Here is an 18,948-nt window from a genome sequence, read left to right on the forward strand (position 1 = left end):
TGAAAAACAAAAAAGTACAGCGACTCAGCAACATTTATTCACCACGCTCGCGTGCCACCAGCAATACCGGGCTTGCAGCCAGTGTGTTGTGCTGAATCAGTTGAACAGGCAATGCATCTTGCAAAGCCAGCAATGCAATTTCCGGTTTGTTCAATGGAAATGTTCCGGAAACAAGCCAGTTTTCAACTGCGACATCACAATGAATGCCAGCGGCTCTGTAGCGGCTTATTTCAGTCGCCCATTTTTTCAAGGGCACTGCATCAGCCACATACAAGCCACGTGTCCACGCCGCCCTTTCCTGCGAAACTGATTGACTCGAAAGCAGACCCCGCTGATTAAACTCTGCTTGCTCACCTGCATTCAGCAAATGAAAGAACCCGCTCGACAAAGAACGCCACTGCACCCTTTGCTCAAAAACCTCCACTTGGGTACTTTGCGCCTTCTGCTCCACTGAAAACACGGTGCCCATGGCTTGCGCGAATCCCTCGCGGGTGCGAACAACCGGCTTTAACTCATTTGGCAGCAAAGTGCTCGCAGTTTGAATCATGATTCGCCCACGGCGCAGCACAATCAGCTTCTGCGCAGGCGTAAAGACCAGTTCAACTGCGCTGTCAGAATCCAGAGTCAATTCACTGCCATCGGGCAATGTCTGCGTTCGGACTTCCCCTTTGGCGCTGACCCAATCAGCAGAATAATCACTCTTTCGATAAGCATGAAAAAAGCCACCCGCCCCAAGCAATACACAAACTGATTTCAGAATCGCCCGGCGATTCAAACGTGGCAGAGCAGCCAATGTTCTTGACGACAAGGCCCGCTGTTCTGAATTCAAATGGGACAAGCGCTGAGCGTAGTCTTCACCACCCCCACAACACTGTTGGGCCTGCGCAATATACTTTTTCACCATGCTCAATGACACTCCCAATTCACGGGCTATGTCTTGCTGTTTTACGCCTTCCAACTGAACCATTAAAAAAGCTTGACGTACCTTGTTGGGCAACTGCCTCAGACTTCGGTCAAGTTCAAGCAAAGTTTCAAATAAAACTGCTTTTTGCTCAGGGTCGGGAACGTGGGTAGTTGGGTAAACAGCCAGCGCAGCCAGGTAAGCCCTTTCAAGGTCAGCCCGCCGATAGTGGTTAACCAGCAAACCGTGAGCCACCGTGGTTAACCATGCTTTTGGCTGACGCAAACCAGGAATTTGCTCCCGCTGTTCATACAACTTTAAAAAAACTTCTTGGGCCAACTCACTTGCCACGCCATTGCAGCTCAAGCGCCTTTGAAACCAGGTTTCCAACCACGCCAAGTGCTGGCCATAGCAGTCGACAAACTCGAGGTCCAATGCATTGCCGTGGAAAACGGCACTGAGTTCACGTTGCATGTTGAAGCCGAAGATGTAATTTTGAAGTTGGTGTAAAGGATCGTGACTTCGTCAAAATATGGCGAAGACCTTTCATTTCATTATGTAATGAGAATTATTTTTGTTTATATTGACGGGATAATTGAGTGCTGTCAACCTGCAACACCCAACGCAGTGATTTCCAACAACACTTGTTTTGCAGCGCATCATTTTTACAAATTTATCGCAACAGATTGATTTTAAGCAGGCACCAACTTTCCCTTTGCATCAAAAACCACATGGTTAATATGGATATGACTTTGTCATGCAAATAGCGCCAGTGTGCATTCCCTTTTGAATTAACCACTTAGCGCAATTAAGAAAAACTCCCGAATCGATAGTGAAAAGTTATTTTAAAAATTTATCAATAACATTTTGCAATCGCACAATTTATTCGATAAAATTGCGATGAATTAATTTACTGACTGTTCATTAACTTTTTGGAGGACTTCAAATGTCTCTGATCAACACCACAATCAAGCCATTCAAAGCCACTGCTTACTGGAACGGCAAAGAAATCAACCTGACTGAAGCCGACGTGTTGGGCAAGTGGTCTGTGTTCTTCTTCTACCCCGCTGACTTCACATTCGTGTGCCCCACTGAATTGGGCGACCTGGCTGACCAGTACGAAGAACTGAAGGCCATGGGCGTGGAAGTGTTCTCTGTATCAACCGACACACACTTCACACACAAGGCTTGGGCCGACGCCACAGAAACAATCGGCAAAATCCGTTTCCCAATGATCGGTGACCCCACCGGTCAAATTACACGCAACTTTGGCGTGATGATCGAAGAAGAAGGTTTGGCACTGCGCGGCACCTTTGTACTCGACCCACAGGGCGTGATCAAAGTGATGGAAGTGCACGACCTGGGCATTGGCCGTGACGCATCTGAACTGAAGCGCAAGATTCAAGCCGCACAGTACATCGCCAAGAACCCAGGCCAGGCTTGCCCAGCCAAGTGGAAGGAAGGCGACGCCGCTTTGACTCCATCACTGGACCTGGTTGGCAAAATCTAAATTCAAATTACCTTTGAATGAGTAGTAAAAAGCCGCTCCCCACAAGGGGGCGGCCCATGTTCAAAAAATCTGCAGAACATTCCTCGGAGTACCCCATGCTCGACGCAAACATCAAACAACAACTGAAGACCTATCTGCAAATGCTGCGCCACCCCATTGAATTGGTGGCCTCGCTGGACAACAGCGACAAGGCACGTGATATGGAACAGCTGGTGCAAGAAATCGCGGAGTGTTCAGACCGCGTGTCAGTGCGCCTGGACGGCGACTACAACCTCCGCCCTTCATTCTCGATTGCCAAGCAAGGCGAGGAAGGTCGTGTGCGTTTTGCCGGTTTGCCCATGGGACATGAATTCACCTCGCTGCTGCTGGGCCTGCTGCATGTGGGCGGCCATCCACCCAAGGTGGAAGCAGACGTAATCGAACAAATCAAAGGCTTGGAGGCACCCGCAAATGGCGGTCATTTTGAAACCGTCATTTCACTGAGCTGCCACAACTGTCCAGACGTTGTGCAAGCCTTCAACACCATCGCTGCTTTAAACCCGGCATTTAGCCACACCATGATTGATGGCGGCATGTTCCAGCCACTTGTTGAACAACGAAAGGTAATGGCAGTACCCACTGTGTTTCAAGCCAGCAATAGCGCAACCGGCAACAGCACCGAAAGTTTTGGTTCAGGCCGAATGACACTTGAAGAGATTGTCGCCAAGCTGGACACTGGCGCTGCGCAAAAAGACGCCGCCAAATTGAACGCCAAAGGCGAGTTTGATGTGCTGATTGTGGGCGGTGGCCCGGCTGGTGCAGCCGCCGCAATTTATGCTGCGCGCAAAGGCGTGAAAACCGGCATTGCCACCGAGCGCTTTGGTGGCCAGGTGCTGGACACGCTGGGCATTGAAAATTTCATTTCCGTGAAAGAAACAGAAGGCCCGAAACTGGTGGCTGCACTGGAACAACACGTGAAGGAATACGACATCGACGTGATGAACCTGCAACGCGCCAAAGGCCTGCAGAAACTCGCCGATGGCAAGGTTGAAGTTGAACTGGAAAACGGCGCCAAACTGACCAGCAAAACCATTATTTTGAGCACTGGTGCACGCTGGCGCGAAATGAACGTACCCGGCGAAGCCGAGTACCGCAACAAGGGCGTGGCCTACTGCCCGCACTGCGATGGCCCGCTTTACAAAGGCAAGCGCGTGGCGGTGATTGGTGGTGGCAACAGCGGTGTAGAAGCCGCCATTGACCTGGCTGGTATTGTGAAAGAAGTCACTTTGTTTGAATTCGACACCAAGCTGAAAGCAGATGCAGTATTGCAGAAAAAACTGTACAGCCTGCCGAATGTAAAAGTGATACTGAACGCGCTGACCACTGAGGTGAACGGCGATGGAACCAAGGTGTACGGCTTAAGCTACAAAGACCGCGCAACGGATGAAGTGAAGCAGGTTGAACTGGAAGGTATTTTTGTTCAAATCGGTTTGCTGCCCAACACCGACTGGTTAAAAGGCACGCTGGAATTAAGCAAGCATGGTGAAATTGTCGTGGACCACAAAGGCCACACCAGCATGGAAGGCGTGTTTGCTGCGGGCGACTGCACCACAGCACCTTACAAGCAAATCATCATCGCCATGGGTGAAGGTGCGAATGCTTCACTGGCCGCGTTCGATCATTTGATTCGTCAGTAAATTGAAAGTCTTCCCTGTCGCCATGTGGCGGCAGGGAATCAAACCCTTATTGCTCCAACCTGGTCGCTTGCAGCTATCGGCTTCCAAGTGTGGCTCTCCTCAAACAGCGACTTAACCTCATTCGCAGTTTCAACTTCGCCATCACTAAATCTTGCTAAATCGCAGTTCTTTATTGATAATGATTATCATTATCAATAAATTCACTGAGACATGCCATTCCAACCCGATCCGGTTTACCTTCCGCAAGCCCGCACTTCCCTGTTTGCTGTTCAAACCACCGTCACAGGTACTCCAGACTCACTGGGCTCAAGACGACGCCGACTGTGGGAAATGTGCGGCACCGCTCAATGCCCTGTGGTGGGTATTTGCCTGCCCATGACGGTGGTCAAAAAACTGGCAGTCAAATATTTACAGCACACCGCCAGCCGCGCAAGCGACTATGAAACACATTGTGCTGTGGTGGTGGCCTGCAAAACAAAATCGGCGTTTGGCAAAATGGTACAAGAACAACTTGACCAGCGATTTCACAATGAACTGCGCTCGGTGCAAGCCTTGAAAACCCGTGAAGCCTTGCAGGCTCACTGGAACAAACACAAAGAGGCCAACCACTTTCCAGGCGTGTTCTGGAGCGTGCTTAGCCACCCAAGATGTGACGCAGCCATGGAATTTGAAGTGCTGGGTCATGCCCACATGATGCAGCACCAGGCAGGCTGCGAAAGGCAAACTCAAGAGAACGAAAAAACTGCGCTGCACGAGCAATTAAGGGCAGCACTGGCCGCCAACAAAAAACTGGAAGAAAAATACCTGGCCTCACAACTGAGCCATGCCCAAACCCAGCAACTTCAGCAAGACACCATTTCAACCTTGCAAACCGAATTGGCCAGCCAACACGGGGAAATGCAAAAACTAAAGAAAACTCTCAGCACGCTGCATGCACAGAAAGTGAATCCTGATGTTTCAAACACCAAAGAACTTGAGTTGTTGCGTGCACGCATTACCACCTTAAAATCAGTTCATCTTGCCGAACTGGGAAACCTACAGCAACACATCAAATATTTAGAGGCCCAACTGGCCAAACGCCCAACTGCATTCGCCATTCAAGCACTGGATGCTACTTCAACAAATTGCGCCGAGCCTTGTGACAAACCGCTAGACAAACGTTGTGTGCTGTGTGTTGGCGGTCGTCCTTCGGCAGTGCCGCTTTATCGACAAACAGTGGAAACCCGGGGTGCCACTTTCATGCACCACGATGGCGGACAGGAGGAAGGAATTGCCCAGCTGGATGCAAAACTGAACAGCGCTGACTTGGTGATTTGCCAGGCAGGTTGCGTAAGCCATGAGGCCTATTTTCGTGTGAAGGAGCATTGCAAAAAACGGGGTATTCAATGCGTGTATGTTCAAAACCCGAGCAAGTCAGCATTGAGAAAGGCGCTGCAAATGATCGCAACGCCAGGTAACGATTGAACCATCAAATCAAGGCCAAATCACCTTCAACAAACCCGGCCTGTTTGCAAGCGCGAAAGCCACCGCCACAGCAGACCCAACCAGCAGCATGATCCACACCAGTGCCGCAATGGAAGGCCTGTCAGCCACCAAACACACCAACAGTGAAACAAACAAAGCGGCATACCCCAGTGCCTTGAGAGTCGCCCTGGGTGGGCGGCTGTCAGCCAGGGGAATCTGCTTCACTTGTGCCCAATGCACATCCATGGACAAGGCCAGCCACGACATGCCCACCAGGCTGAGCAAAGCGGCGGCAATTAGATAAATTGCTTCAGGCATGGGCCACCTCGCTGGTGTCAGTCTTGGGCTGCTTTTCGATTTTCCTGGATTGAGCACCCACACCACGCTCTCGCCGTGCAAGTTTCAATGCAGCCCAACCGCTTACCATGGCACACGCCATCAGGCTCAAATCAACACCAGCCACGGGCCAGTAAGTGTCAGTGAAAATTGTTTTGATCAAATGGTCGCCAGTGGTGGCCCAATTCAAGAGCACCGCTGAAATACTTAGCACAACAACACCCCAGCACTGCTCACGCCAGGCTGGGTTGAACAAACCAAGTGCAACGGGCGCACTGCGAACGTAAGCATGAACAAAGCTTAAGCCCCACACAGTCCAGAATGCAGCTTTTTCCCAATCGGCCTTGCCCAATAGGTCGGCTGGCAAAATACGATTCACGACCAGCATACCGACTGCGGCCATCACCATGCCAGTCACTGTAGTAACGGCCAAGGAGTCGACCACACGGCTTCCGTTGCTCCCACTTTTCGCATGTTGGGATTTTCGTTTTTCAACAAAGAAAATGAAACCAGTTGCAATACACACCGCGCCCAACAAGCCACCCAACACATACAGCCAACGCAAGAACCAGTGTTCAAAGTGCTGCAAATGCAAGCCTGTCAAAAATTCATTCACCTCTGAAACAGGGGTACGCGGCGGGTCTTCACTGAGCACTTCACCGGTGCTGGTTTTGAAGTGAATGCCCTCGCCCACCAAGGCAACCCGGTCGCTGCCAGCGCGGTAAATGCTCACATAACTGTTGGCATCGCCCACATGGTGCATCACCAAAAAGCCGACCTCACCTGCCATGTCGCGCGCTGCCCACCGGCGTTTGGCCTCCTCCACCATGGCATCCACACTGCTCATGGGTGCGGGCACACCTGCTGCATCATGCGGTAAACCGGTTGCGGCCGCCTCGTGAATTTCATGCTGCTTGTGCAGGGGATCAAGCAAGGTGCTGGTTACCGGCAGAAAGTAAAAACTTGCAAAAATTACTAAGCCGGTGAATGCAAAAAAGAAATGGAATGGCAGGGCCACAACACCAGTCAGATTGTGTAAATCCAGGCTGGCACGTTGTGTTCGCTTCCAGGGCCTGAACGTGAAAAACTCGCGGAACACCTTGCGGTGCATGATGACACCGGTGACCAAGGCCGCGAGCATCATCAAGGCAGCCAGCCCCACAATCCAGATGCCCAGGTTTTTCCATTTCAGCTGCAAGCTGTAGTGCATGGGGTAGAACCAGTGGCTGCCAATTTTAAGTTTGTCATCCGGCAACACCGCGCCAGTTCGGGGGTCCAGCGTCACATTTTTATGAATATGGTTGTGGTCTTCCGGGTTCTTCGCCAATGGCACTCCATAACCCACGCCTGCCGCCAACACGGGGTCGCGGTGGGTAACATAAGCCCAGTATTCGTCCACCGGCAATTCAGTGCGCGGTGTCATCTCGCCCTTGGCGGGGTCGTGCAGCCTGGGCATGTTGGTGGCGTAGTCCACCTCATCGGGTTCCAGTTGCTGCAAAGCAGGCAGCAACACCTTGTCAAAAGACGGCATGGGCTGCGCGTCGAACCGTGTTTCAGGAATTGCCCAGCGGTCAATTTCCCGATCAAACACCGACAACGATCCGAAGAAAAAACAGACCATCAACACAAAGCCCAACACCAAACCAAACCAGGTGTGAACCCAGGTCATGGACAATCGAAAATTACTAGACACCAACCTTCCCCTTCAAGACAACATGCTTTGCTGAATCAACCACGCCGACAGGGTCATCAACACCCCACCACCTGCCAACACAGCCCACACACGGGCAACACTGCTGCTGGCAAAAGCCCACAGAAACATGCCCAGAAACACCAGAAATGCAAGCATCAAAACGCCGGTTTCGGCTTCATGAAAATCAACACCGAGCGCGGCAAGGCCCGCGATGCCCAAGGATGAAAAACCCCAGGTAAATGCATAACCGCCAAGCAGCGCCGACATGATTCGATTGATTACCCAGTAGTGAATACCGCCGACCTTGTTCATACGTAAAACGCTCACACTATTTAATGAACAATAATGATAATTATTCTTACTTGTTTAATCAATTGATCACACGATTTAATTTGTCTATCGATCTGCTACGATCAAGCACTTGTAGTTCACCGTCATGAAAAACATGCCTATTTCCAGAATCAAAATCGGCTTATGCCTGATGCTGTTGACCAGCCCCGCCTTGCAAGCCCAAACCCCAAACCCGGCTCAGGTTGAGGAAGGCGACTTGCGGGCCTGTTTACAGCTGGAGCAACAGGGTTTAAAGCGATTCAACACGCTAGAGCAACGGGCCAGCGACCTGCGTGGCAGCGAGAAACTCTTAAGCGAGCGGCGCATTGCCTTGCAAAACCAGAAGGCCAAACTGGATGCGGGCAAGCCCGATCAAAAGGCAGTTGCGAATTTCAATGAAGCGGTGAACACCTTTAACCTTCAGGCTGACCAGTTGAATGCAGACAAAGCTGAATTCGAGAAAGAGTCCAGTACCTACGACAACTGGGTCAACAACAACCTGAAACCGGTGTGCAACAAAGTGATCAACAAACCGGTGAATCCGGTGACGTCCTATTACGCTTGCGGCTTTAACAGCACACAGCCGCTGGTCGATGTACCCCACTGCAAAACCCTGCCCAATCTGGATAGCCTGAAAACCTGCATTCAAAAAGCAGGCAGCAAAACTGCCGCCTTGGAGGCTTGCAAGGGGTAACCCATGTGTGGGCTGTGCACCAAATTACTAGCTAAACGTTGATAGGGTTTGTGCATTGTTCCCACACCTCACCCCAATCGCAGTATGAGCATCAACACCCTTCTGGCTGGCCCCGTGTTGCGTCGCATGCAAAGCGAGCGAATCACTTTGTGGTTGGCCACATCCCGCCCCGTGCAATGGCGACTTTCCCTGTTCCCGGACAAACACGATTCGCAGGTGCATGAAATTCGCGGGCATTGCCGTGAATTAAAAGTGGCCGAGCACTATTACATTCACCTGATCGACCTGCCTTTGAACATGCCTCTGCCTGCTGACACTTGGGTAGGCTATGAACTCAGCTACAAACATGGGGCAGATGGCGAATGGATCAACCTGACCCAGGAATCGCCACATCTGCTTTACCCCGGCAGAAGCACGCTGGGGTTTGTCATTCACAGCCAGGTTCGCAGCGTATTACACGGTTCTTGCCGCAAGCCGCATTACGCCCGCAAGGAAGACAGCTCGGCCGGTGATGGCCTGGTTCGGGCCGACCAACACTTGCTAGAACTGGCTGCCACACCCACCGAATGGCCAGCGCTGTTGATGATGGGTGGCGATCAAATTTACACCGACGATGTAGCGGGCCCCATGCTGGTGGCCATACACCGCTTGCTCAACGAATTGAATTCGCCAGCCGAGCCTTTGCCCGGTACCCAACTGCACAGCAGCCATACCCTGCACCGCGAACAGCCGCACTATTACACGCGCGATCAATTGTTGCCAAAAACCAGGGCCAACAAAGACATTCGCACCGTGCTGTTCACGGGTGTGAAAAAACCGGTGTTCACCACTGACAGTGCCCGAAACCATTTGATCTCCCTGTCTGAAGTCATGGCCATGTACCTGTTGGTGTGGTCGCCCATTCCCTGGCGCTACACGGACATGACCATCCCACCGGAAGTGCCCACCGAATTTGCAGAACGCTATGAAGCACAACTGGAAGCGATGGAAGAATTTGTCGCCGAACTGGACTGTGTGCACCGCTTGATGGCCCACATACCAGTGGCCATGATGTTCGACGACCACGACATCACCGACGACTGGAACCTGAGTGCCGAGTGGGAGGAAACTGCTTACGGTGAGCCATTCTCCCGCCGCATCATTGGCAATGCGCTGGTGGCTTACCTGGTGTGTCAGGCCTGGGGCAATGCGCCAGAAAACTTTTCCGATGACATGATGAAGCGCTGCGATGAGGCGCTACAATTGCCCGGCGAGGAAGCGCACGAAGACCTGATTTCCGAGTTGATTGCCTTTCGCGGCTGGCAATACAAATGGGACACCAAGCCAGCTTTGATGGTGATCGACACGCGAACCAACCGCTGGCGGTCGGAATTCAACCCTGCACACCCTTCCGGACTGATGGACTGGGAATCACTGTCCGAGTTGCAGCAAAGGCTGCTTGGTCATGATGCCGTGTTGCTGGTGTCGCCAGCCCCAATATTCGGCGTCAAATTGATTGAAACCATACAAAAAGTGTTCACCTGGTTTGGCAAACCCTTGATGGTAGATGCCGAAAACTGGATGGCCCACCGCGGCGCAGCCAACACCTTGTTGAACCTGTTTCGCCATGGCAAAACACCCCAAAATTTTGTGATTCTTTCTGGCGATGTGCACTATTCATTCGCTTATCAAGTGGAACTTCGCAGCAAGAAAAACAGCCCCAATATTTGGCAAATTACCAGCAGTGGTTTTCGAAATGAGTTTCCGCGCAAACTGCTCGACATTCTCGACCGCATGAATCGATGGTTGTATGCCCCTTGGTCACCTTTGAACTGGTTCACCAAACGCCGAAAAATGCGCATTGTGCCGCGCAAACCCGACCATGGCAGTCGTGGCGAGCGCTTGGTCAACGGCAGTGGAGTCGGTTTGCTGACTCTTGATGCCACCGGTGCACCTTTGAAAATTACTCAGCTGCTGGCCGATGGCGACACCATTGAATTTCGCAAGCGCATGGAAGACGAAGCACACTAGCGAATTGCCGGGCCAGGGCTATCAGCTTGCTGCGGGCTTCGCCACTTCCACCTGCTGGCCTGGTTTCAACAAAGCGTTGGGATTCACCACCACGCGGTCCTCAACGCTTACGCCCTGCACAACCTCCACAGTGGTCGGGAAATTTTTACCCAAGGTAATTTTTCTGAACTCAACCTGGTTGTCTGCATTCAACACCACCAAAGTAGCGCCACCATCCCGATACACAATGGTGTTGGCAGGCACCGTAACGCTGTTGCCTTTGCCGTTTGATTCAATTTTCAAACTGGCATTCAAACCGGCAGGTAAGGCCAGTTCACGGTTATCAAACTCGTATTCAATTCGCACGGTGCCAGTGTCCGCACGCAATTCCTGAGAAGATCGCTTGAAATTCACGGCAATCATTTGGCCCGGGCGCTCGGCAATGATCAGGCTGGCTTTGCTGGCCTGCTCAATGCGAAACAACTGGGGTTGCGGCACATCCACCTGCACCCGAATCACATCGCTGTTGATGATTCGGTAAAGCATGCGTGTGTCATTGGGGCTCACCCTGTCGCCCCGGTCAATATTGCGCTCGGTGATTACACCATCAAAAGGTGCCTTCAAGGTCAGGTAGGTCAATTCACTTTGCAAGCGGGCCACCTCTGCTTTTGCAGCATTCAAATTGGCTTTGGCCACTTCTTCAATGCCCATCAACTCATCGACTTGCTGGGCCGACACTGCACCCGCAGTACCCAAAGGCTCAACCCGCTCGCGATTGCGTGTTGCAAGCAGCAATTCTGCTTCGCGTTGATTCAGTGCCGCCCGTGCAGAATTCAGCGAAGCCTCCAATTCGGGTGCTGAAATACGTGCAAGTACTTCACCCGCTTTGACACGTGTGCCAATGTCGGCATAGCGTGCCTCCACAAAACCTGAACTGCGGGCAAACAAACTGGCCTCGCGCGAAGGGGCCAGCCTTGCTGCGAATTGAATGTCACTGCTGGCCTGCGACAGGGCAGGCTGAACCACATTGACCACAGGCATGCTTGCCTGGTCTTGGGCAGGTTTTAAATTCGCTTTGGCGTCCTGCCCCCAATACACAAAACCAGCGCCCGCTGCCACCAACACTGTCACGGTAGCGCCAATTAAAAATGGTTTACTCACGCCTGTTTTATCCACGGTTTACTCCTCAACCAGCGGTTTGCCGGGTACTGCGTTTTTCATTGCAAATGTGAAAATCAAAGGCACCAAAATCAAGGTAGCCACCGAGCCTGTCATCAAGCCACCAATCACCGCGCGGGCCAGTGGCGCATTTTGCTCAGCGCCCTGCCCCAGCGCAGTGGCCATCGGGATCAAGCCCACAATCATGGTCAATGCGGTCATCAAAATTGGACGAATTCGCTGGCGCACGGTTTGCAATGCGGCATCCCAGGCACCCATGCCCTGCACCCAGGCATCACGCGCAAACGAGGTTAGCAACACGCTGTTGGCCGTGGTAATGCCCATGGTCATGATCAAGCCCATGAGTGCAGGCACGCTGATCGGCGTCCCGGTGACATACAAGGCAGCCACTGCACCGGACAGCGCCACCGGCAAACTGCTCAAGGCCACAAAAGGCAAAACCCACGATTGAAAGTTGAACACCATCACCAGCACAATCAAGGCCAAGGCACCCAGCAAACCAATCGCGAGTTCCCCGAAGGCCTCGGTCATTGCCGTGGCCTGGCCGTTGATCTCTATTTTGTTGCCCGGTTTCAAACGCGACTGCAACTCGGCCACCGCCTCTTGGGATTGCTCGGCGAGAACCCTTAAATTTGCACCAGGCGCATTGGCCAGCACGCTCACCACTGGCTGCAGGGTAGAACGCACCACCGTGGCCGGCACGGTGCGTGGTGTGATGGTTGCTATCGCGCCCAGTTGAATGCTTTCTCCGCCGGGCGTGGTAATTGGCAAACGAAGCAAATCTTCGGCCGAGTTAATGGTTTGCAACGGTGCTTGCACCTGCACCACATACGAAATACCCGCGCGGGGATCGGACCAATAACTGGGTGCGACCGTGCCGCCTGTGCCCAATACACCCAACAAGGTTTGCAAGGCATCGGCCGAAGTAATGCCCAAGGCAAGGGCACGGTCTCGATCAATCGACACCACGTACTCCGGCAAATTGCCCACCTGCCGCAACATCAAATCACTGATGTCACTGGAGCCATCCAGTTTCTTGAGCAACTCTTGCGCAATGCCCATATTGCCAGGCACATCCCTTCCAATCACCCGAATTTCAGCCGAGGTGGGTGTTAGGCCCGACAAGGTTTGATTGGTAATGTCCGCAGGCAAAAACAAAAACTTGAAATCGGGATAACGTTCAGTCAGTTCCTTGCGCAGCAAGGTTTGATACTCAAACGTGCTGGCCTTCTTGGGATTTAACTCGATCAGCATTTCACCATCGAAACTGCCAATGGTCATGGTGTCTACCCAAGACATGTTCACCGGGTCGGGCTGCCCGATCAATTCCACGATCTGCTTTACTTCATCTTCAGGAATCAATTCTCGAATGGTGGTTTGGACCTGTGCAAACTTGTTGGCAGTTTCCTCAACACGCGTGCCTGCCGGGCCACGCACGTACAGCTTCAACAAACCCGCATCGGTGCGCGGGAAATACTGTTGCGGGCTGATGGCCAGCAAAGTGCCAGCGCTGGCCACAATCAAAACCACCACCAAGGCCACCACGGGCCACTTGGCGCGCAAGGCAGGCAGTCGGTTGGCAATGCCGTCACCCAAACGGTCGATGGATGCTTCAAGTTTGTGAAAACCCTTGTAATGCTTGTCATTCTTGCCGAGATTCAGCGCAGCCAAGGTGGGCACCACAGTTCTTGAAAAGAAGTAGGACGCCGCCAATGCAGCAATCACTGTGATGGCCAATGGCTGGAACACATAACCCGCAATGCCCTCCAGCAAGAAAATGGGCGTGAACACAATGCAGGTGGACAAGGTAGACACAAATTCGGGGAACGCCACCTGCTTGGCCCCGGCCAGTGCTGCCTGCGGTGCACTCAGCCCCAGGCCAATATTGCGGTTGATGTTTTCAATTTCAACCATGGCGTTGTCCACCAGAATACCCACCGCCAGGGCAAGACCCGCCAGGCTCATCAGGTTCAGCGTGTGCCCAGTCAGCTTCACGGCAATCACCGCGACCAGCAGTGAAAGTGGAATCGACACCAGAACAATGAGGCTGGATTTGATCGACCCCAGGAAGATGAACACCACCAGGCCCACGAGAAAACCCACGATCAGAATTTCCTTGGCGATGATGTCCACCGCACTTTGAACGAAAATGGACTGATCGAAAATGGGTATGATTTTCGCACCTGCTGGGGCAGCGGCTTGAATTTCCGGCAACCGTTCCTTCACTTTCTCGATGATTTCTGTGGTGGACGCATCGCCAATTTTGATCATAGACACCAGCACGGCGCTGCTGCCGTCCACCCGAGTCAGGTTGGTTTGAATGGCACCTCCATCGCGCACATCGGCCACATCACGAAGCTTGATGATTCGGCCATCCCTTGCGCTAATGGGCAAGTTGGCAAACACCTCGGCGCTTTCCGGGCTTGCATCCACGGAAATTTGCATGTCGCGCATCCCTTCGCGCACATTGCCTGAAGGCAGGGTGAGGTTTTGCTGGTTAACAGCCTGTGCCACATCGGCAGCGGAAAGCCCAAAGGCTGGAAGTGCATCGGGCTTCAAATCAATCATGATCTGGCGGGTTGCACCGCCATACGGCAAGGTTAGCCGCATACCGCCAATGCTTTGCACCTGCCCGCGCAACTGAATGCGGGCATAATCGGCCAACTGGCTTTGACTGAGCGTGTCGGAAGAGACCACCATGCTGAGGATGGGCCGGCTGGACAAGGAGTTGCGAACCACAATGGGCGGGCTGGTGCCAGCGGGCATTCGTCGCAAGATGGTTTGTGAAATTGCTCCAACCTGGGACAAGGCCACATCAATTTCCACGTTGTTTTGAAACACCACCCGAACCAGTCCAACGCCATTGAACGTTTCTGAGGAAATTTCCTTCACGTTGTCCACGTTGTTGAGCAAAGCCAACTCGGAGAACGAGGTAATTTTGGTAGCCATTTCACGGGCATTCAAGCCCTGATAGGTCCACACCACATTCACCACCGGAGTTTTTACTTCAGGAAGAATATCGACCGGCAATTGCCGTAGGGACGACAAACCCAGAATGAACACGAGAATTGCCAACGCGCCCATGGAGTAGGGTCTTCGCAATGCGTACTTCACCAACCACATTGTTAGTCCTTTGACTGCTGCTTCTTTGCACAGCCCACTTTGAGCGCCATTGCCCGAAAATGTTCAAATTTTTTTGAGAATTATTCTCGAAACCCTTCAAGGGGAGGCCTAATTTAAGCATACTTGCGCATTCACTCACCACCTGATGAAAACCATGAGTCAAGCCAGTGCGCTGCGATTGTTGTTGCTGTCCATGATCTGGGGCTCGTCGTTTGTGTTTTACAAAATTGCGGCTACCGATATGGCACCTGCTTTCATGGCGGCGCTTCGGGTGATGTTTGGTGCACTGTTTCTGGGCGGGCTTTTTGCACTCACCCGCAAGCAAACCCAGGTTGCCAAGCGCTGGAAGTTAATTGCGGTGATCGCCGTATTTGCCTCCGCCCTGCCTTTCACTTTGGTGGCCTACGCCTCGTTCACGGTCACAGCATCGGTGCTGGTAATCATCAACGCCACTGCGCCAATTTGGGCTGCGCTTGTTGCCCTGGTGTGGACGCGCGCCGTGCCATCGCCCATGGCCTTGCTTGGGCTTGTCTTGGGTTTACTGGGCGTGGCAATTATTGTGGGTTTTGATGCGGCAACCCTGAACACAGAAGGCACTGGGCTGGGTGTAACTGCGGCACTGGGCGCTGCGGCTTGCTATGGCATTGCCACCAACATGGCGAAATACCTGGGCAGCGACATTGACCCCCTCACCAACGCATTTGGTTGCTTGCTGATGGGTTCGTTTATTTTGATGCCCTTTGTACCATTTAACCTGCCTGAACAAATGCCCGCCATGAGCAGTTGGCTGGCAATTCTCGGTGTGGGTGTGTTGTGCAGTGGTGTGGCTTACCTGCTGTACTTCAGACTAGTGATGGACATTGGGCCTACCTCGGCACTTACCGTCACCTTTTTAACTCCGGTATTCGGCGTGCTGTGGGGCAACCTTTTTCTAGATGAAACCGTGGGTTGGCACACTTTGGTCGGCGGTTTGGTGGTGTTGGCCGGCACAGCCTTGGCGGCCGTTTACGGCCTGCAAAAAAACGATGCCGTACCGGTGGACTGATATAGATTTCAACGCGTCAAAACCACGCTTTGACAGTCCATGGAATCCACATTCACGGTGACCGTGTTCAAATCCACACCCAACACTTGTAGCAAACCATCAAGAATATTGCCCACCAGTCCCAGAATGGGACTTAACACGGGTTCAAGCGCATTCAGCAACAAGTTCACCAAACCGTTCACAACGCCATTGATCAGTGGCCCCACCAGCGGAAGTTCAATACCAAGGTCCAATTCTGTGTTTTGCAGCAAATTGCCCAGTGACTCCCCCACGCTGAGTTCAATGGTTTCGCTGAAAGGCGCTACCCCGTCAAAACTGTGCTGAACAGGGTCAGAGCGCAAACTGGTCTCAGCCGCCAAAGTAACACCGGCATTCACCAAACCCAGAAAATTCACATCCAGAATATCGGCTGGTGCGCCACATTCCAGCGCGCCGACAGTGGTATTCAAGTTACCCGCGCTGTCAGAAATACACACCTCGGCCACGGCGGGTACCACGGTCATTACCATGTTGTTGGTTGTGCGCGGATACCTGCATGTCAATTCATTCACCTCGGCCAGGCCACCGGCTACACGCAGTTGAAGCCCCAGATCAAGCGCGCTCAAACTGACAAGTGCAAGGTTGATATTCAAAGGCTGGCGAACACGAACATCCAACGCAACCTGTGCCGTTCGGCCCGTGGCGATCGGGTTTTTGTAAGGCATTTTTCGGCCTACAAATACCTGTGGTGCTTCCAGAATATTCACGCCGACATCCAGATTCAGCAAACCCGATGAAATAGGCAACACATAACCCACACCTTCCACAGCATTCAGCACAGTCACCTGCGCCAGTTGTCCAAGGTTAATGTCAAGCGTGGTATTGGTTCGACCGGATAAATCGAGGGCCACGAGATCACCCACAGTCACGTTGACATTATTCAACGGCCCACTCAAGGCACTCAGAATGCCTTCAACTTCCATTTTGTCGGCTGCATCGGCATTGCCCACCACCAGCGCGTCTTGTAGCAAGCCCAATGCCGACACGTTCAACGACAACAAATCATTCACATTGGCCACACCCAGTTCAGTGGCCAAGGCCAGTAAATCAACGCGAATGTCGCTGCCCAGCAAACTACCCCACTGGGCCACATTCAAATTGATTGCGCCCCCACCCAGGGCAGTCAACAAACCATTCAGCAAAGCAGACTGATTGGTGTCCACACTGACCAGGCCACTGGATACCGACCCCACCACCGTGGGTGCCACGGTTGCTTCGGCCAGCACGGTCACCTCACGGTTTGGCAAAAACACCAGCAAACCATTGACCGGGCGAACAATCGTGACCCGGCTGGTGATGGAGTTGTCGCAATCATTGGTGGGTGCATCGTCGATAATGCACTCAATAGTCAAATCGTCGTCGGCGCTTACACCGTTGGCCAGGGCTATGGCCTGTGCCTCGGCAAACTCAGGCCCGTTGGCCATTTGGCGGGCGGCAGTCAGGGCAACCAGGTCAGCAACACCTTGCAAGCGGGTTTTTTCCCAAGCCATGTGCCCCACGGCCAGAACACCCATAGCGCCCATGCTCATGATGAGCACAAACACCGTCAAAATTGAATAGGCACCGCGTTGCGATTGCAGAGAATTGGGCTTAACCATCGTTGGGCTCCACACGTGTTGTGGACTCTGCTGACAAATTCTCAGGCAAAGGAATGAAAAAGGAATTACCGACCAGTGGGTTGCTGCTGTAGTTGGGATAATCGAGACGCACCCGCAGGCAGGTTGAGTCGCCGCAGGCAAACGAATTCACGGAAGGCACAACGCTTTCCCGGAAAGAACCCACGTAAGTGGGCAGCAGGTCTTCCAAAGCGTCTTGCGCAAGGCTTTCATAGTCGCCGACTGCAAAACCACTGCGATACACCGTGGCTTGCCGCGCGGCCTCGCTGGTGGTGTTGTTCATGATCAACATGGCCCCCAACAGCACCGAGTACTCCACGATCGCGAAAATCACAGCCAGCAAAATTGGCAGTGTCAGCACCAGCTCGATCATGAGCGCGCCTCGCTGACGTAATTTGGACTGATTTTTCATGATGGGCTTGTCTTCGTCGAATGGGTTAGTCAAAAAGTGTTAATCAAAACATTACCTAATCACTTTGCCATTCAACACTGGGAATAATAGGAATGAATAGGATGAATTTTACCCTCTTATTTGGGTAAAGGAAAAATATTTCACTTATATTTCAACTAGATAAAGCTTATCGCGATGTCCATTCAAAAACCAATCAAACAATTGATTGAAAACATTAAGCCTTACATTATGTCAGCTTTTTACTTACAAATGATTAACCTGTGCTGGTAAAAAAACAAAAGCCGGCTGAACCAGCCGGCTTTGTGAAGTGAAACTAAAACTTATTGTTTACAACTTAGTCGTCTCGACCTCGACCATGTTTGCCATGTCCATGGCCTCGATCATCATGCTTCCAGTGTTTGCCGTGCCCACGGTGATCGTGGTCACGGCGATACTCACGGTAATCACGGCGATCATAGTCGCGGCGGTCGTAATCCCTGCGGTCATAGTAGTCGCGACGGTCATAGCCACCACGATTCACGTAGGTCACGCGGTCTCGGTAAATGTAGCGCTGCTCAATGTAACGCGGGCTGAAGTCGTAGTAATCGCGAGACTTCACGAAATAAACCGGCCGTGAACATGCGTCGTAACGACCACAATAGCGACCCCATTTTTTCAGGTGTCCCGGAGGTACATGCAAGTACACCGGTGACAAAATACGTGACGGACGAGTCACAATCAGGGGCTCTGCATACACCAGCGTTGGGTAGCGCCCGTTGTCGATATTGACTGAGCCATACACACCGGGAAGCACTTCCCCGCCCACACCGATAGAGATGTTGACGGCCTGAGCCTGCATGGGGGCCAGAGCAAGACCAGTCAGAACTGCAAAACTGGCCGAAAAAATCCTGAACAATCGAGTTTTCATCACAAATCCTCCTTGCCGTGATGTCAACTAAAAC

General features: G+C 52.4%; 15 protein-coding genes. 6 read left to right on the forward strand and 9 right to left on the reverse strand.

Translation table 11 applies throughout. The features are described from left to right. Nucleotides 1–34: 34 nt before the first annotated feature. A complete protein-coding gene (locus HKT17_RS10470; RefSeq protein WP_171099942.1) occupies nucleotides 35–1,375 on the reverse strand; it encodes a sigma-70 family RNA polymerase sigma factor in 1,341 nt (446 codons plus the stop codon). A gap of 472 nt (nucleotides 1,376–1,847) precedes the next feature. Between HKT17_RS10470 and ahpC the strand changes: the two genes are divergently transcribed. The 3 genes from ahpC to HKT17_RS10485 all read left to right on the forward strand — a co-directional run bounded on the left by ahpC (nucleotide 1,848) and on the right by HKT17_RS10485 (nucleotide 5,551). Then, nucleotides 1,848–2,411, forward strand: coding sequence for an alkyl hydroperoxide reductase subunit C (ahpC, locus tag HKT17_RS10475; RefSeq protein WP_105029543.1), 564 nt, complete (start codon nucleotides 1,848–1,850; stop codon nucleotides 2,409–2,411). A 95-nt stretch (nucleotides 2,412–2,506) separates the two neighbouring features. Beyond that, nucleotides 2,507–4,087, forward strand: coding sequence for an alkyl hydroperoxide reductase subunit F (gene ahpF, locus HKT17_RS10480; protein ID WP_171101476.1), 1,581 nt, complete (start codon nucleotides 2,507–2,509; stop codon nucleotides 4,085–4,087). Between the two features lie 210 nt (nucleotides 4,088–4,297). Further along, nucleotides 4,298–5,551, forward strand: coding sequence for a DUF2325 domain-containing protein (locus tag HKT17_RS10485; RefSeq protein WP_171099945.1), 1,254 nt, complete (start codon nucleotides 4,298–4,300; stop codon nucleotides 5,549–5,551). A 9-nt stretch (nucleotides 5,552–5,560) separates the two neighbouring features. On the opposite strand, the gene HKT17_RS10490 is transcribed toward HKT17_RS10485, so the two are convergent. The 3 genes from HKT17_RS10490 to HKT17_RS10500 are packed head-to-tail and all read right to left on the reverse strand — an operon-like array spanning nucleotide 5,561 to nucleotide 7,892. Next, on the reverse strand, nucleotides 5,561–5,869 hold the full coding sequence (locus HKT17_RS10490) for a DUF3325 domain-containing protein (RefSeq protein ID WP_171099947.1): 309 nt from the start codon (nucleotides 5,867–5,869) through the stop codon (nucleotides 5,561–5,563). Beyond that, complete coding sequence (locus tag HKT17_RS10495) at nucleotides 5,862–7,580, reverse strand: PepSY-associated TM helix domain-containing protein (RefSeq protein ID WP_171099949.1); 1,719 nt, start codon at nucleotides 7,578–7,580, stop codon at nucleotides 5,862–5,864. The genes HKT17_RS10490 and HKT17_RS10495 overlap by 8 nt, the downstream gene beginning before the upstream one ends. A 12-nt stretch (nucleotides 7,581–7,592) precedes the next feature. Further along, complete coding sequence (locus HKT17_RS10500) at nucleotides 7,593–7,892, reverse strand: iron uptake protein (protein ID WP_171099951.1); 300 nt, start codon at nucleotides 7,890–7,892, stop codon at nucleotides 7,593–7,595. Nucleotides 7,893–8,025: 133 nt separating this feature from the next. Here HKT17_RS10500 and HKT17_RS10505 point away from each other — a divergent pair, with 133 nt between their 5' ends. Further along, the gene (locus tag HKT17_RS10505; protein WP_205882421.1) at nucleotides 8,026–8,604 is read left to right on the forward strand and encodes a hypothetical protein; all 579 of its coding nucleotides are present in this window, start codon (nucleotides 8,026–8,028) and stop codon (nucleotides 8,602–8,604) included. A gap of 84 nt (nucleotides 8,605–8,688) precedes the next feature. Continuing rightward, a complete protein-coding gene (locus tag HKT17_RS10510; RefSeq protein WP_171099955.1) occupies nucleotides 8,689–10,614 on the forward strand; it encodes an alkaline phosphatase D family protein in 1,926 nt (641 codons plus the stop codon). 21 nt (nucleotides 10,615–10,635) lie between these two features. Here HKT17_RS10510 and HKT17_RS10515 read toward each other — a convergent pair whose 3' ends face one another. Both HKT17_RS10515 and HKT17_RS10520 read right to left on the reverse strand, forming a co-directional pair. Further along, complete coding sequence (locus tag HKT17_RS10515) at nucleotides 10,636–11,769, reverse strand: efflux RND transporter periplasmic adaptor subunit (RefSeq protein ID WP_171099957.1); 1,134 nt, start codon at nucleotides 11,767–11,769, stop codon at nucleotides 10,636–10,638. Between the two features lie 3 nt (nucleotides 11,770–11,772). Beyond that, nucleotides 11,773–14,895 (reverse strand): efflux RND transporter permease subunit, encoded by a 3,123-nt coding sequence (locus tag HKT17_RS10520; protein WP_171099959.1) that lies wholly within the window; start codon nucleotides 14,893–14,895, stop codon nucleotides 11,773–11,775. A gap of 154 nt (nucleotides 14,896–15,049) precedes the next feature. On the opposite strand from HKT17_RS10520, the gene HKT17_RS10525 reads away from it, so the two are divergent. Next, a complete protein-coding gene (locus HKT17_RS10525) occupies nucleotides 15,050–15,940 on the forward strand; it encodes a DMT family transporter (protein WP_171099960.1) in 891 nt (296 codons plus the stop codon). An 8-nt stretch (nucleotides 15,941–15,948) separates the two neighbouring features. Here the strand turns inward: HKT17_RS10525 and HKT17_RS10530 are convergent, their stop codons facing one another. The 3 genes from HKT17_RS10530 to HKT17_RS10540 all read right to left on the reverse strand — a co-directional run bounded on the left by HKT17_RS10530 (nucleotide 15,949) and on the right by HKT17_RS10540 (nucleotide 18,914). Then, nucleotides 15,949–17,577 (reverse strand): pilus assembly protein TadG-related protein, encoded by a 1,629-nt coding sequence (locus HKT17_RS10530; protein ID WP_171099962.1) that lies wholly within the window; start codon nucleotides 17,575–17,577, stop codon nucleotides 15,949–15,951. Continuing rightward, complete coding sequence (locus HKT17_RS10535; protein ID WP_171099964.1) at nucleotides 17,570–18,040, reverse strand: TadE/TadG family type IV pilus assembly protein; 471 nt, start codon at nucleotides 18,038–18,040, stop codon at nucleotides 17,570–17,572. Before HKT17_RS10535 ends, HKT17_RS10530 begins: the two co-directional genes overlap by 8 nt. 301 nt (nucleotides 18,041–18,341) lie before the next feature. Continuing rightward, nucleotides 18,342–18,914: a hypothetical protein gene (locus HKT17_RS10540; protein WP_105029556.1), complete on the reverse strand. Its 573-nt coding sequence runs from the start codon at nucleotides 18,912–18,914 to the stop codon at nucleotides 18,342–18,344. Nucleotides 18,915–18,948: the final 34 nt, after the last annotated feature.

Origin of the sequence: Limnobacter sp. SAORIC-580 (assembly GCF_013004065.1) — a bacterium.
GTDB classification, from domain to species: Bacteria; Pseudomonadota; Gammaproteobacteria; order Burkholderiales; family Burkholderiaceae_B; genus Limnobacter; species Limnobacter profundi.

What these genes read in the sequence shown, in the direction of transcription:
- HKT17_RS10505 (WP_205882421.1), top strand. Translation starts at nt 8,026, where the DNA reads ATGCCTATTTCCAGAATCAAAATCGGCTTATGCCTGATGCTGTTGACC.
- HKT17_RS10500 (WP_171099951.1), bottom strand. Translation starts at nt 7,892, where the DNA reads ATGAACAAGGTCGGCGGTATTCACTACTGGGTAATCAATCGAATCATG.
- HKT17_RS10540 (WP_105029556.1), bottom strand. Translation starts at nt 18,914, where the DNA reads ATGAAAACTCGATTGTTCAGGATTTTTTCGGCCAGTTTTGCAGTTCTG.
- HKT17_RS10510 (WP_171099955.1), top strand. Translation starts at nt 8,689, where the DNA reads ATGAGCATCAACACCCTTCTGGCTGGCCCCGTGTTGCGTCGCATGCAA.
- ahpF (WP_171101476.1), top strand. Translation starts at nt 2,507, where the DNA reads ATGCTCGACGCAAACATCAAACAACAACTGAAGACCTATCTGCAAATG.
- HKT17_RS10485 (WP_171099945.1), top strand. Translation starts at nt 4,298, where the DNA reads ATGCCATTCCAACCCGATCCGGTTTACCTTCCGCAAGCCCGCACTTCC.
- HKT17_RS10525 (WP_171099960.1), top strand. Translation starts at nt 15,050, where the DNA reads ATGAGTCAAGCCAGTGCGCTGCGATTGTTGTTGCTGTCCATGATCTGG.
- HKT17_RS10490 (WP_171099947.1), bottom strand. Translation starts at nt 5,869, where the DNA reads ATGCCTGAAGCAATTTATCTAATTGCCGCCGCTTTGCTCAGCCTGGTG.
- HKT17_RS10470 (WP_171099942.1), bottom strand. Translation starts at nt 1,375, where the DNA reads ATGCAACGTGAACTCAGTGCCGTTTTCCACGGCAATGCATTGGACCTC.
- HKT17_RS10520 (WP_171099959.1), bottom strand. Translation starts at nt 14,895, where the DNA reads ATGTGGTTGGTGAAGTACGCATTGCGAAGACCCTACTCCATGGGCGCG.
- ahpC (WP_105029543.1), top strand. Translation starts at nt 1,848, where the DNA reads ATGTCTCTGATCAACACCACAATCAAGCCATTCAAAGCCACTGCTTAC.
- HKT17_RS10530 (WP_171099962.1), bottom strand. Translation starts at nt 17,577, where the DNA reads ATGGTTAAGCCCAATTCTCTGCAATCGCAACGCGGTGCCTATTCAATT.